The following is a 642-nucleotide window of genomic DNA, read 5'->3' on the forward strand; positions in this document are numbered from 1 at the left end:
CACATGACTTACTGGTGAAACCCAAACGTAGCTATACTAAGACGACTGACAGTAAGCACTGGCTCAAGAAATATCCTAATTTGTTAAAAGACAACCAAAACCAACCGCTGATACCAGAGCAAGTACTCGTGGCGGACATCACCTACGTAAAGTCTAGTGAGGGCATTCATTATCTATCGCTGGTGACAGATGCTTGTTCAAGACAGATTATGGGCTATCACTTGAGTAACGATATGAGAGCGTGCAATGTGGTCAAAGCGTTAAAGATGGCGCAGTCTAACCGCTACTATGATCATGCTATGATTCATCATTCAGACAGAGGACTACAGTACTGCTCCGAGCTATACCAAGAGGCACTAAAAGCTTATCAGATAACGCCGTCAATGACGGATGGCTATGATTGTTACCAAAATGCCTTGGCTGAGAGAATCAATGGTATTTTAAAATATGAGTTCTTACTATACGAGTGTAATACTTTTGATGAGTTGAAAGTAATGATAGACGAGTCTATACATATCTATAATGAGAGGAGACCGCATTTAAGTTTGAATATGCTCACACCGAACCAAGCTCATAAAAATATAAGAAGTGATATTCCAAAAAAAAGCCAGATACTTGCAGTATCTGACTCCTTATAAACCC

The 642-nt window shown here is 40.0% G+C and carries 1 protein-coding gene; it reads left to right on the forward strand.

The genetic code is table 11. The annotated features are described in order from the left end of the window. On the forward strand, positions 1-638 hold a 638-nt coding region (locus tag ACTXGE_RS12485), incomplete at its 5' end, for an IS3 family transposase (RefSeq protein WP_443543695.1). Positions 639-642: the final 4 nt, after the last annotated feature.

This window comes from Psychrobacter sp. T6-4, from assembly GCF_052258425.1.
Lineage (GTDB): Bacteria > Pseudomonadota > Gammaproteobacteria > Pseudomonadales > Moraxellaceae > Psychrobacter.